Origin of the sequence: Dysgonomonas sp. HGC4 (genome assembly GCF_001261715.1) — a bacterium.
GTDB lineage: Bacteria > Bacteroidota > Bacteroidia > Bacteroidales > Dysgonomonadaceae > Dysgonomonas_A.
Genome location: NZ_CVRU01000008.1, coordinates 1 through 13,525, shown reverse-complemented (window position 1 = coordinate 13,525; position 13,525 = coordinate 1). Strand labels below are relative to the sequence as shown.

At 36.6% G+C, this 13,525-nt stretch carries 13 protein-coding genes; 7 read left to right on the top strand and 6 right to left on the bottom strand.

Features of this window, described 5'->3' with window-relative positions; all coding sequences use genetic code 11:
- Positions 1–312 precede the first annotated feature (312 nt).
- The 3 genes from HGC4_RS00745 to HGC4_RS00735 all read left to right on the top strand — a co-directional run bounded on the left by HGC4_RS00745 (position 313) and on the right by HGC4_RS00735 (position 2,959).
- Positions 313–1,209, top strand: a complete 897-nt coding sequence (locus HGC4_RS00745) for a hypothetical protein (RefSeq protein WP_157258048.1) — start codon at positions 313–315, stop codon at positions 1,207–1,209.
- 62 nt (positions 1,210–1,271) lie between these two features.
- Positions 1,272–2,135 (top strand): complement C1q domain-containing protein, encoded by an 864-nt coding sequence (locus HGC4_RS00740; protein WP_050708207.1) that lies wholly within the window; start codon positions 1,272–1,274, stop codon positions 2,133–2,135.
- Between the two features lie 14 nt (positions 2,136–2,149).
- Complete coding sequence (locus HGC4_RS00735; protein ID WP_050708206.1) at positions 2,150–2,959, top strand: hypothetical protein; 810 nt, start codon at positions 2,150–2,152, stop codon at positions 2,957–2,959.
- An 89-nt stretch (positions 2,960–3,048) separates the two neighbouring features.
- On the opposite strand, the gene HGC4_RS00730 is transcribed toward HGC4_RS00735, so the two are convergent.
- From HGC4_RS00730 to HGC4_RS00715, 5 genes are all read right to left on the bottom strand, one after another.
- Positions 3,049–3,495 (bottom strand): biotin/lipoyl-containing protein, encoded by a 447-nt coding sequence (locus tag HGC4_RS00730; RefSeq protein ID WP_050708205.1) that lies wholly within the window; start codon positions 3,493–3,495, stop codon positions 3,049–3,051.
- 18 nt (positions 3,496–3,513) lie between these two features.
- A complete protein-coding gene (locus HGC4_RS18765) occupies positions 3,514–3,690 on the bottom strand; it encodes a hypothetical protein (protein ID WP_185099929.1) in 177 nt (58 codons plus the stop codon).
- Positions 3,691–3,715: 25 nt separating this feature from the next.
- Positions 3,716–5,275, bottom strand: coding sequence for an acyl-CoA carboxylase subunit beta (locus tag HGC4_RS00725; protein ID WP_050708204.1), 1,560 nt, complete (start codon positions 5,273–5,275; stop codon positions 3,716–3,718).
- 184 nt (positions 5,276–5,459) lie between these two features.
- Positions 5,460–5,870 carry a methylmalonyl-CoA epimerase gene (mce, locus tag HGC4_RS00720; RefSeq protein WP_050708203.1) on the bottom strand — a complete coding sequence of 137 codons (411 nt, stop codon included), beginning with the start codon at positions 5,868–5,870 and terminating at the stop codon, positions 5,460–5,462.
- A gap of 220 nt (positions 5,871–6,090) precedes the next feature.
- Complete coding sequence (locus tag HGC4_RS00715; RefSeq protein WP_157258046.1) at positions 6,091–6,459, bottom strand: hypothetical protein; 369 nt, start codon at positions 6,457–6,459, stop codon at positions 6,091–6,093.
- Positions 6,460–7,268: 809 nt separating this feature from the next.
- On the opposite strand from HGC4_RS00715, the gene HGC4_RS00710 reads away from it, so the two are divergent.
- Positions 7,269–8,420, top strand: coding sequence for a sensor histidine kinase (locus tag HGC4_RS00710; protein ID WP_050708201.1), 1,152 nt, complete (start codon positions 7,269–7,271; stop codon positions 8,418–8,420).
- A 111-nt stretch (positions 8,421–8,531) separates the two neighbouring features.
- On the opposite strand, the gene HGC4_RS00705 is transcribed toward HGC4_RS00710, so the two are convergent.
- Positions 8,532–9,140: an OmpH/Skp family outer membrane protein gene (locus HGC4_RS00705; protein WP_050708200.1), complete on the bottom strand. Its 609-nt coding sequence runs from the start codon at positions 9,138–9,140 to the stop codon at positions 8,532–8,534.
- 306 nt (positions 9,141–9,446) lie between these two features.
- Between HGC4_RS00705 and HGC4_RS00700 the strand changes: the two genes are divergently transcribed.
- The 3 genes from HGC4_RS00700 to HGC4_RS00690 all read left to right on the top strand — a co-directional run bounded on the left by HGC4_RS00700 (position 9,447) and on the right by HGC4_RS00690 (position 13,470).
- Positions 9,447–10,907: an aminoacyl-histidine dipeptidase gene (locus HGC4_RS00700; protein WP_050708199.1), complete on the top strand. Its 1,461-nt coding sequence runs from the start codon at positions 9,447–9,449 to the stop codon at positions 10,905–10,907.
- Between the two features lie 342 nt (positions 10,908–11,249).
- A complete protein-coding gene (locus HGC4_RS00695) occupies positions 11,250–11,981 on the top strand; it encodes a DsbA family oxidoreductase (protein WP_050708198.1) in 732 nt (243 codons plus the stop codon).
- Complete coding sequence (locus HGC4_RS00690) at positions 11,905–13,470, top strand: choice-of-anchor Q domain-containing protein (RefSeq protein ID WP_242047106.1); 1,566 nt, start codon at positions 11,905–11,907, stop codon at positions 13,468–13,470. Before HGC4_RS00695 ends, HGC4_RS00690 begins: the two co-directional genes overlap by 77 nt.
- Positions 13,471–13,525: the final 55 nt, after the last annotated feature.

The following is a 13,525-nucleotide window of genomic DNA, read 5'->3' as shown; positions in this document are numbered from 1 at the left end:
AATTAACAAACATATCTATTCTTAAGGGTCTAAATTTTAACTATTTAGGTTTGGATATGTCTGTTGAAATATTAGAGAGAGAGAGAGAGAGAGAGAGAGAGAGAGAGATTAACTAGCAACTACGCTGGTAATAAAAATATCTTAGGCGGATTGTTCCGTCTTTTTTTATTTTGTGTAAATATTACACATGTTGCTTTCAGATACAAATATTTCCCCAATAAATATAATTTTAGTTTTGTCGATAAGATTTATCGTGCAGAAGATTTGTTTTTTTTGTTGTCGTTCAAACTCGTACGATTAGTAAACTTATCTGTGGCAAAACTATGTCCGGCAGTAGTGTGTAGCGATTACATGTTACTGCTTTTTTATGTGCGTAAAACAACTAACTATATAAATAATTGGAAGATAATGAACAGGATAACTTTATTGTTAATAGCCATTTTCTCCTTTGGCTTACTTCAAGCTCAGGTAGGTATAAACACCAAAAATCCACAAGCTACCTTGGAAATAGTTTCCAAAGGAAATACTACTTCAACACAAGCTCTTTCGGTCAGAAATGTATCCAATACTGAGATACTTTCGTTACGAGATCAAGGCTATCTTGGGTTAGGGGTTGCAAGTCCTAACATTCGGCTCGATTTGCGAAATGGCGCTAATAATGCAATCATCGGGATAGGTAACAGTGTTCAGGCGGCATCGGCAGCCAAAGCTGGTGCATTAAAGTACGATGCAGGTCCTCAGGCTCTGTATTTATCTGATGGAAGCGGTTGGAACAAATTAAGTGCTTCTGTAATCCGTACATATGTTGTAGCCGATATTATCAACACAAGTCAGTCTTTTCCTAACAATGCTTCTACAACGGTTATGAATTGGCGTAAACAAGAAGACTTGCTCGGTACATTTAATGCATCTACCGGAATATTTACAGCACCACGTAGCGGTACTTATACTATATCTGTTATTGCTACATTCGATAACGGTGCGGTAGGCTCTTATAGCTTTATGCAAATGGAATTGGTGTCGCCCACGGCAACCGTTAAATGCCAATCCACATATTATGACGCTGCCACTTTCCAGACCTCTGTATTGTGTTCGGGAAGCTTTCAGTTATTGGCAGGACAAACCCTCAAGCCTGTTATTTCTCATAATATGGGAATAGCCAAAAATCTCAAAGCCGGATATTGTAACTTAAGCATTTTAGAAAATTGAGGTATCAAACCTCTCCCATTGCTCTCATTTGCAAATGGATCAATCTATGATATTGATAAGATATGAAAAAGAAAATATACAACTATCTAACACTTACTACTGTTTTATTATCTCTCTATGTAATAGAGGTTAGCGCACAAAACGTAGGGATAAATACAAATACTCCAACTGCTGCACTTGATATATTCTCGCAAGGAGACAGTAACCTTACTGAAAATATAAGGATTAGCAATTCCAGCAATGTAAATCTTTTGACATTGCTCAATAATGGTTATCTGGGACTCGGAACAACAAGCCCCTCTGTACGTCTTGATCTGAGAGGCGGTGCGGGTAGCAATAACATTATAGGCATCGGTAATACCAACCTTACGGCATCGGTAGCAGAAGGGGGAGCGATAAAGTATGTAACTGATACCAAAGAGTTACATTATTCGGATGGTACTCAATGGCTGATACTTGAGGCTGATATGGTTAGGGATTGTATGATTGCTGCTAACTCTAATAATATGATGATATGCCCCAATAATACCACTACTCAGCTTGGTAACTGGGATGTAAAATATGATTCAGCTAAAACATTTGATGCCGCAACGGGGGTATTTACTGCTCCTAAGACAGGACTATATACAGCTACATTCAGTGTACATACAGCTATTACTACAGTAAAGGCAGGTAGTTATATCGAAGGACAATGGATAGCAAGCAATGGTAAAACTATAAAATGTACTAATTCTTTTCCATTGGCGGGAAATTTTATGGTGCCTATGATTTGTAGTGGAACACTTTTTCTGAATGAAGGAGATACGCTATATCCTCAAGTATTTCACAATACGGGAACTGATAAACACTTGCGCATTTACGGAGACACACCTGGAAATCCCGTATCAGATCAACATTTTAATAATATATCCATTGTTATACAATAAAGCATCTTACAGAAATGAACAAAATAATTATTCTATATATACTTTTCTTTATCCCTTTGGGGATCATCGCTCAAATTGGGATTAATACTGAATCGCCAGTCGCTACTCTGGAAGTAAAATCGGTGTCAGCTACAACGCCCGTTATTTTATCTCGGAATTCGGCTAATGTCGAGTTAAGCAGATTACTAGATAGTGGGTATTTAGGGATGGGGAGAACCAGTCCTGTAGTTAAAGTCGATCTAAGAGGAACTTTTTCTAATGGTGAATTGGGTTTAGGTACAACAACTATGACTGCCACTGCAGCTGCAGCTGGTGCTATAAGGTATAACAATGGTATCGAATATTCTGACGGGAGTGTCTGGGTAAAGTTAACAGTTCTACCAGCGAGAGCATATGTGATAGCTAAGAATACAAAAGCACTGACGATAGGTTCAGGAGCTAGTCAAAGATGGGGAGATTGGACTGTAGAGAAAGATGCTACAAATAGTTTTGATGCCCAAACGTCTATATTCACCGCTCCCCGTAAAGGAGTGTATTCAGTGTCATGTACGGGTATGGCTGAGAATATTGTAACAACTTCAGCTACTTTGCGTATTGAGCTAAATTTAGGAGTTTCAAGTACTACAGCTTCAAACGTAAAGAGTGCATTTGCAGCACCCAACAATTCTGCCGGTGCACCAGTTAATATGACGTTTGTGAACAAAGCATTCTTATATCTTCAAGCTGGTGATAAATGTTATTTTTCGGTATATAACGGTATGGTGGGGGAGATACAAACAACTACCGATGGAGCGTATAATACTTTGACTATATCGGAGATGTAATAAGTAATTTTGCTTATACTAAAAAATAAAGCCCCGTCTCTGAAAATTTTCAGAGACGGGGCTTTTAAATTATACGTTTGTAACGTGTATTATTCTACAGTTAAGATAACTACACCTTCTAAAACTGAATCACCTGGATTAACGCTGATAGAAGTCACTTTACCTGCTTGAGGCGCAGCGATGGTATTTTCCATCTTCATAGCTTCAAGTACGGCAACTGTTTGACCTTTTTTCACCTCGTCACCTACATTAACGTTGATTGCAACGATAATACCGGGTAGTGGCGATTTTACAGCTCCAGCACCGCTTTTAGCAGGTGCACTTGTTGGTGCCGATACAGTAGCTGTTCTTTGAGGAGCAGGTGCAGCAGCTGTTTTTGCAACCGGACGAGATACTAGTGTAACTTCCTCCTCATTACTTACTAATTCTACCTCGTAATTGCTTCCGTTTACTGCAACTTGGGCAATAGAGTTTTCTAATTTATTTACGGCAACTATATAGTCTTGACCGTTAATTCTATATATGAATTGTTTCATGATAAATTTCTCTAATTTTTATTTTCTTATTGGCATTTGAAGCATTGTAGCGCTTCTGTCAACCCAAGGAAGATGATCTTGAGATTCATGCTTAATGGTCAAAACATTACTCTCAACATCATGTTGATGTTGAAAATCATATATAGCCATAGCTATAACAGCTAATACATCTGTGGGTATATTTTTATCACTCATAATTTCTATGTATTACAGTTGAAAATTATAGAGGTAAATTATCGTGCTTTTTAGCTGGATTTACCTGATGTTTAGTTCTCAATTGCTCCAATGCACGAATAACACGGAAACGTGTGTTACGAGGCTCAATTACATCATCGATATAACCATAACGAGCTGCATTGTAAGGATTACAGAACAATTTGTTATACTCATCTTTTTTCTCTGCATAAGCTTCAGCTTGTTTTGCAGGATCTGGATCAGCTTTAATTTCTTTTGCATACAATACTTCAACAGCACCATCAGCACCCATAACTGCAATTTCTGCACTTGGCCATGCGTAGTTGATATCGCCACGAAGTTGTTTACAACTCATTACGATATGAGAACCTCCGTAAGATTTACGTAGGGTAACTGTTACTTTAGGTACAGTAGCTTCGCCGTAAGCATAAAGAAGTTTAGCTCCATGTACAATTACACCGCCATATTCTTGTGCAGTTCCGGGAAGGAATCCGGGTACGTCAACTAAAGTTACAATAGGAATATTGAAAGCATCACAGAAACGTACGAAACGTGCTGCTTTACGAGATGCATTGATATCAAGCACACCAGCCATATATTTAGGTTGGTTGGCTACGATACCTACCGATTGTCCGTTGAAACGAGCAAAACCGATAATTATGTTTTTAGCATATGCTGCGTGTACTTCTAGGAATTCGCCATTATCGATTAACGAACCGATTACTTCATACATATCGTATGCTTTGTTCGGATTGTCAGGGATAATATCGTTCAACAAGTCGTCCATTCTTGCGATTGGATCGTTACATTCTTTGCGAGGAGCTTCTTCTCTATTGTTTGAAGGAAGGAAACTCATCAGGTGACGGATCAATGATAGACCATCATCTTCGTTTTCTACTGAGAAGTGAGCAACACCCGATTTTGTTGTGTGTACGCTTGCACCACCTAGTTCTTCTTGAGTAACGTCTTCACCAGTAACAGTTTTTACAACTTTAGGTCCTGTAAGGAACATATAAGAAGTCCCTTCTGTCATGATATTGAAGTCGGTAAGAGCTGGAGAATATACAGCACCTCCGGCACATGGTCCGAAAATTCCAGATATTTGAGGAATTACTCCAGATGATAGAATATTGCGTTGGAAAATCTCAGCATAACCTGCTAATGCATTGATACCTTCTTGAATACGAGCACCACCCGAATCGTTGATACCAATACAAGGCGCACCTACTTTCATTGCCATATCCATTACTTTACAGATTTTCATTGCCAATGTTTCAGACAACGATCCTGCTATAACAGTAAAGTCTTGTGCAAAGATATAAACAAGACGTCCGTCAATTGTTCCACATCCGGTTACTACACCATCACCAAGGAATTTGTTTTTCTCCATTCCAAAGTTTGTACAACGGTGTTCTACAAACATATCAAACTCTTCGAAACTACCTTCGTCAAGTACGATAGCGATACGTTCGCGAGCAGTATATTTTCCTTTTGCGTGTTGAGCTTCGATTCTTTTTTCACCACCACCTAGGCGTGCTTTTTCACGAAGTGCAATAAGCTCTTTTACTCTTTCAAGTTGGCTCATGTTTTTATATTTTGATTCTTAAATTAAATACTTATTTCTGTAAGGTCAAAGACCTTTTTTGCGTATTGCAAGCATAACTGCAACAGCCACTTATAGCTTAAAATATTACATTGTTTTTTGCATTACCTTATATAGGATAATGCAAAAAAGACCTTACATCGTAAAGTCTCTTTTAATGTATATCTTATTTGCTTGGGTGTTCGCAGAATTCTGTTAATACACTACAAGTAGATTTTGGGTGAAGGAATGCAATGTTAAGACCTTCTGCACCTGCACGAGGAGCTTTGTCTATCAATTGTACACCTTTACTTTCTGCTTCAGCCAATGATGAAGCTACGCTATCTACTGAAAACGCAATGTGGTGGATACCTTCTCCTTTTTTCTCGATGAATTTTGCGATAGTACTGTCTGGGCTTGTAGGCTCAAGTAGTTCTATTTTAGTCTGACCGACTTTGAAGAAAGCAGTTTTTACTTTTTGATCTTCTACAACTTCTATGTTGTAGCATTTTAAGCCTAAAACGCCTTCGTAGTAAGGAAGACTGTCTTCAATACTTTTTACAGCAATACCAAGATGTTCGATGTGCGAAATATTCATGATTTCTTATAAAAAAGTTAGTAATTTTAGATTGTTTACAAAATTAGTAATATTAATTAGAACGAGAAGAAATTTTTAAGATAAAAAAAGAATCTGTCTATATCGTATTGGTTTTATTGATGTATGGCTGTAAGTAAAAAAATGAAGCTGATAAATAATCCTATCTATCAGCTTTTGTGTTTCAAACCTTTTTATCCGGAAACTTAAATATAAAAAAAAATTATTCAGTTTCGGTTTTTGTTTCTTTATTTTGAGAGCCACGTTCTTTACGTTCCGATTTGTTTTTACTACCCTTCGATTTACGTCCTGTACGTTCGGAAGATATACTGTCACTGTTTTGAGTGGTACGTTCCGATCTGTTTTCTCTGTTTCTAGAACCTCGTTCTCCACGCTCCGATTTTCCTTCTGAATTTTCAGAATTTCGTTCTCTCTTACCCTTTTTCCCTTTTTTGCTGTCTTTTCTAGTCTCCTTATCTTCCGCTTTCTTCTCTTTTTTTACTTCTTGTTTATTCACTTCTTGTGCGAATGCAGTATTAGCTGAAATAAAAAGAGCAGCTACCATAATACCCGAAATAATTGACTTTTTCATAACGTAATCTTGATTTGTAAAATACTTCTGTGTTTTGTGACAAGTATTAAACAAGTTACTTAAGAAATAGTTCTGCTTAAATCTTTATTTATCAGAGCCTTTGAGGATGTTGTGACAGTGATCTTTGGTGTGTAATTGTTTGTAAATGCTACTAATTGTCGTCCTAAAGATAGGAAGGTGTTCCTGAAGATGGTTTCTTTATTAGGATGCTATGCTTACTTGATAATTTTTATGATGCAAGAAGAAAATAAAGGTATGAGGGTATCGAAGAGTAAGGGAAAGAAAAAAGTGACTGGCTTGTATGTCTAAAAAAGAAAAAGGTTGTCATCCCGACAACCAATCTTCATTGTTAACCTTAAAATCTAATACCATGAAAAAACACAGTTCAAAGATATGCGATTTTGAGATTAAAACCAATCCTTTTAATGTTAAATCAATATATTTAACAAAAATGTGATATTGTTACTTCGCTGTTGCGTGATTTTAATATTTTCTAATACTTTCTATGGGAATGTTGTGCTTCTTTTGTGTGGAGTAATAACATAACATGCAATAGTCTCGATGATTGTGTATCTAAAAAAGAAAAGGTTGTCATCCCGACAACCAATCTTCATTGTTAACCTTAAAATCTAATACCATGAAAAAACACAGTTCAAAGATACGCGATACTAATATAAAATCCAATCAATTTGATTTTATATAGCATACTTTAACAAAATTATGATATTGTGGCTCTTTTCTGGTCTAATTTTAGTATCTGATAAAGATTATGTACCTTTCCTATCTCAAAATTGACTTAATTTAAGAAAATGAGATCTTTTGACAAAAAAGTATTAGCTAAATATATTTTCATAGCTATCGCGATATCTATTGCCATTAGTTTCCTTATAATATCTAACCAAATGGCTGGAGATATGGCGAAAGACGAAAGGCAAAAGATGGAGCTATGGGCTGAGGCTCTTCAATTGGCAGCCAGTAATAATGGCATTGATGAATTAGATCTTACTCTGAAAATATTGTCCAGTAATAAGACTATCCCTGTTATCTTGTGTGATGAGGATGATAATGTTTTGATGACTGCAAATGTGGATGTACCTGTAAATGATAGTCTCAAGTATTTGACTGAACAGGTAGATTATTTCAAGAAATCGAATAGTCCTATTGTTATCGAATCTCCTAATTTTAAGCAATATGTTTATTATGGAGACTCCTCTACATTGAAACGTTTACAATATTATCCTTTTATTCAGATTGGGGTGATGACTTTCTTTATTTGTGTTTCATTCCTTGCCTTGTTGAGTACAAAGAATGCTGAGCAGAATAAATTGTGGGTGGGATTATCAAAAGAAACCGCTCATCAGTTGGGTACTCCCATATCATCCATGCTAGCTTGGGTAGAATATCTTAAGAGTAAAACATCGGATATATCAACCTTGAACGAGATGGAGAAGGATGTGATGCGATTGCAGGTTGTTGCCGATCGATTCTCTAAAATTGGATCTACACCTGCTCCCGAAACTCGCGAAGTCGGAGAGGAGATGAAGCAGTCGGTTGCTTACTTGGAAAAACGTATATCGAAGAAGGTTAAGTTTGAATTTGATATTCCTCACGACCCTTTGTATGCTAAGATTAGTACTTCATTATTTAGTTGGGTAATTGAGAATCTGACTAAGAATGCAGTAGATGCTATGGAAGGGCAAGGACATATTGTATTTAAGCTGTCTCAGAGAAACGGATTGGTTTGTATTGATATTACCGATTCGGGAAAGGGGTTGCCCAAAGCTATGTTTAAAAGTATATTCTCTCCCGGTTTTACAACCAAAGAAAGAGGGTGGGGTTTGGGCTTGTCTCTCGCTAAACGAATCATTGAGGATTACCACAAAGGTAAGATATACGTAAAGAGTTCTGAAATTGGTGTAGGTACTACATTTAGAATAGAGCTTGCGAGAGAGCTTATTTAAATAGCTGATAAATAACTGAACAGAACTTAGATGTCTGTTTGATTATATAAAATAGAAAAGAGGAATACATTTTCATGTACTCCTCTTTTTATATTCAGTAATGTGTAATTCTTATTTCTTAGGAGATGCTGCATGTCTAGCATTCAACAGCTCTATAACTTTGTCTGTAATGTTATATTTTTCTTTTGCATAAAGAACATTGTCAAGTCCCGAGTTGCTAAATATGATGTGATAATTAGCAGTCTTGTTGAACTCTTTGATACAAAGTCTAACCGAATCAGCCAATTGATTGTTCACTCTTATTTGTTCCATAGTCAACTCATTATCCAAACGAGAAGCCGTTTGCTCCAATTCAGCACCAAGTTTTTGTATACGTGTAGCTTCTTGCTCGGCACGCTCTTGGCTTAGAAATGCATTATTTTGATATTTACGTTGAAATTCTTGTTGTTCGCTGACCAATTGTTTTTGTTTTTGATTGATAGAAGCTCTCGATGTCTCAGTCTTTTTCATAAGTGCATCGCTTGCTTCTTTTGCATATTGATAGTTAGTTAAAACGCTGTCAATATTGACATATGCAATAGGTAAAGTCGCAGTTGTGTCATTTTCGAATTTTAGAGATGGTGTATTCTCTGTGGTCGATTTCGTCTTAAAGAACAGGATAAAAAGTATGATAATAGCAACCGCTAAAATACCATTTATCACAAGAGAAAGATTTTTCATATAAATAACTTAATGTTGATGACTAAAATATATTGTTACGAGTATTTGTTTATCAATTATTTCGCAAAAATAGAACCAAATTTTAAATTTTCCGCATTTATTCGGTAATAAATAAAAATAAGGCTAAAAATACTGTTATTGAGAACCCTATTTTCGGTTTTCGAGACAAAGATAGGCGTAATAGTTGGAGATGGTATTCGGACTAAGTATAAAAGATGTGAAAAAGTTTGTGTATGCCTCTATATATCTTTACTTTTATAATAAGAAAAAACGGGTTTCCGATAAAAAATTAATAAACGATATATTATGACAATAAACGATTTGGAGCCACATATTGTGTGGAAGTATTTTTATGAATTAACACAAGTTCCCAGACCTTCGAAAAAAGAAGAAAAGGTAATAGCATATTTACTCGACTTTGCAAAAACACACAATCTTGAAGTAAAAAAGGATGAGGCTGGTAATGTACTTATTACAAAGGCTGCAACTAAAGGTAAAGAAAATTTGCCAACAGTTATTCTTCAAGGGCACGTTGATATGGTATGTGAAAAAAATAGTGGTACAGTACACGATTTTGATAACGATCCTATTGAAACATATGTAGATGGCGATTGGTTGAAAGCAAAAGGTACTACATTGGGTGCTGATAATGGCGTGGGTGTAGCTGCTGCATTGGCTATATTGGCTTCGGATAATATAGAGCATGGAAAATTGGAATGTTTATTTACGGTGGATGAGGAAACAGGGCTTACCGGAGCGTATGCTTTGGGACAGGATTTTCTGACTGGAGATATTCTTATCAATCTAGATACCGAAGAAGAAGGACAACTTTATATTGGTTGTGCAGGAGGTAAGGGTACAACTGCCACTTTTAAATATGAGCAGGACGAAACTCCGATGAACCAGTTCTGGTTTAAACTGGAAGTAAAAGGTTTGAATGGAGGACACTCGGGAGCAGAGATTCAAAAAGGATTGGGTAATGCCAATAAAATACTAAATCGTTTCTTATGGACTATCTCTCGTAAAATGGAAGTGCGTTTAGCTTCGATAGAAGGAGGTAACTTACATAATGCTATTGCTCGTGAAGCATCGGCTGTGGTTGGTATTCCTGTGGGCGATAAAGACAGGGTGGTTACCTTATTAAATGTATTTATTGCTGAAATAGAGGAAGAGTTGAAAGCGGTGGATCCTAATGTCCAGATTTTAATCGGAACAACTGATGAGCCTGAGTTTATTATAGACGAAAAAACAACTTACGGGTTATTGAATGCTATTTGCGTATGCCCTCATGGTGTGCTGGCAATGAGCCACGATGTACCCGGCTTAGTGGAAGCTTCTACTAATTTAGCTTCTGTGAAAATGAAAGAAGGCAATACTATTGTTGTTGGTACAAGTCAACGCAGTTCTACCGAATCGTTGAAAAACTATGCTGCCAATATGGTAAATGCTGCCTTTACATTGGCAGGAGCAAAGGTAGAGCATGGAGAAGGGTATCCGGGCTGGAAACCAAATCCTAATTCTGCAATATTAAAAGTGGCTGAGCAATCATTTAAGAAACTATTTGGTAAAGAGCCTGAAGTAAAAGCTATTCATGCGGGTTTAGAATGTGGCTTGTTCCTGCAAAAATATCCTCATTTGGATATGGTTTCTTGTGGACCAACTATTACAGATGCACATTCGCCAGCCGAACAAATATATATACCATCGGTAGATAAATGGTGGAGATTGTTGCTTGACGTTTTGAAAAATATTCCTGAAAAGAAATAAAAAGTCATAGAGCTATCTTTTACTTTGGCAGGTATAACCCAACAAGTGTCTAGAACTTGTTAGGCTTGTAAACGAGTGAAATAATATATAAATAGATGTAGGACAAGGGAAACTTTGTCCTATATTTGTCTATATAATAAATAATGTAGAGTAAATGTTTTAAATATGACTCTAGGAGTATGTTTGGCACTATTTATGCTACTTTAATAACTTACGATATTTGCTGAATAGTAAATATTAATTGGTCAAAATCAGAATCTATTTTAAGTAGCAGTAATTATTATACTTGGTGAAGTAACAAATAGGTCTGCGGCTTTTACGGTTCACAAAAAAAGAAATGTTATGGGAAAAATGAAAGTTGAAATATGGTCGGATATAGCTTGTCCGTATTGTTATATAGGAAAACGTAAGTTCGAAAATGCTTTGGCAAAATTTCCTCATGCAAATGAGATAGAATTGGTTTGGCATAGTTACGAATTGAATCCCGATTTACCTAAAAGACCATTAGGACAATCGTATTATGAGTATTTTGCAGGATTGCATGGTTCGAGCATCGAAGAGGTGAAAGCCGATTTGCAAGGATTGGTAGATCTGGCAAAGGAAGTAGGCTTGGATTATCATTTCGAAAAACTTGTCGTAGCTAATACTTCGGATGCTCTCCGTCTAGTGAAATTGGCTAAGAAGCATAAATTGGCTGACGAAACAGAAGAAGTTCTGTTTAAAGCTTACTTTGTGGATGGCGAAGATATCAGTGATAGAGTAACTCTGGTGCGTTTGGGTACAGGTGTAGGTATACCAGAGGACGAAATTATGACTTTATTGAATGGCGATGAGTTTGTTGTAGATATTGAAGCAGATATAAGATTCAGTGAAGATGAACTGAACTTAGAATACATTCCTTTTTACCTGTTTAATGGCAAAGACATAATACAAGGGTCACTTGCTGAAGAAGAATATCTGGATGTTCTGCATAATTCATATAATTTCTGGAAAGAAAATGGTGTTTCCAAAGGTGGAGGAGGCGAAAGACACAAAGGACGTGCTTGTTCGCCCGATGGAACATGTAGCATATAATCTGAGTCTGTTAAATATGAAGCGTAGCAAAAAATATCAGGCATTATTTGTAGTGTTGTTCACATCGTTATCCTTGTTTCTTTCGTGTGATAATGATGATAATTTTTCGAGTAGCAGTAGTCTAAGATTATCATTTTCGGTGGATACTTTGCGGTTCGATACTGTTTTTACAACAGTGGGAACTGCAACTAAACGTTTGAAGATTTACAATCAAAACAAGGATGCATTAGTCATAAGTTCTATACAGTTGATGAATGCCGCTAAAACGGGATTCAGAATGAATGTAGATGGTGAAAGTGGCAATACTATAAACAATGTTAGTCTTTTAGCTAAAGACAGTATGTATATTTTTGTTGAGGTGACGGTTGATCCCCTGGGGGGCAATAAACCTATGCTGATTGATGACTCGATACGTTTTCAATTCAACGGGGTGACTCAATATGTACGACTGGAAGCAATAGGGCAGGATGTTATTCTTTGGCGAGGAAAGAGAATTGACAGTGATACTACTCTTACCGAAGGAAAACCCTACCTTATATACGACTCGTTATACATTGCCAAAAATGCAACACTGAGTATCAAGAAAAATGTACGCTTGTTTTTCCATAGCGGAGCAAAAGTGTTAATTAACGGTCGTTTAGATGCCGTAGGTACAATAGCAGAACCTATTGTTTTTAGAGGAGATCGTTTAGATAATCTGTATCAATCGGGTAATGTACCTTTCGATAGAGTTCCCGGACAATGGGGTGGGATAGAAGTGGCAGCCGATAGTTACGATAATAATTTCGAGAATGTAAGAATCCGTAATGGTATTTATGGAGTTCTTTTTCACGAATCGGATCTGACTAGGCAAAAAGCTACATTTATGAATACCATTGTTCAGAATGCGACTAAAGAAGTCTTATGGGCAGTCAATTGTAAGATAACAGCAAAGAATACACTATTTGCTAATTCGGGTAACTATACGGTAAGGTTATTAGGCGGTAGTTACGATTTCTTGCATTGCACCATTGCGAACTATATGCATAGCAATTGGTTGACATTGCCCAGAAAAAGTACTCTTTTGCTGGCTAATACAGGAGAGAATGTAAATGGAAGAACCGTAGATTATCCTGTTGTAAATACTTCGTTTATAAATACTATTGTTGCAGGAAACGGACCTAAGGAATTGACTGTTACAAAAAAAGATGGTATATCGTTTACGTATCTTTTTAAGAACTGTTTGTTGAAAATTGCGGGATCGGATGACGATAATTTTGTAAATACGGTATGGAATGTAGATCCTAAATTCAAGTATATCTATTCGTTGGAAACAGCGGTAGAAGATCCAAGCTTGTTTTATTATTATAATTTCGAGTTATCGGAAAACTCACCTGCCATAAACAAAGGATCGCGTCAAGATGCAGTGGCTCTGCCTTACGATTTGATCGGAGTTTCGCGCCGCAGTGACGATGGGCCTGATATTGGATGCTTTGAATGGAAAAAGTAATTTGGTTAAGTCCTGATTTCTATCCACAGTGATATAAAATAAGAAACGATTCAAA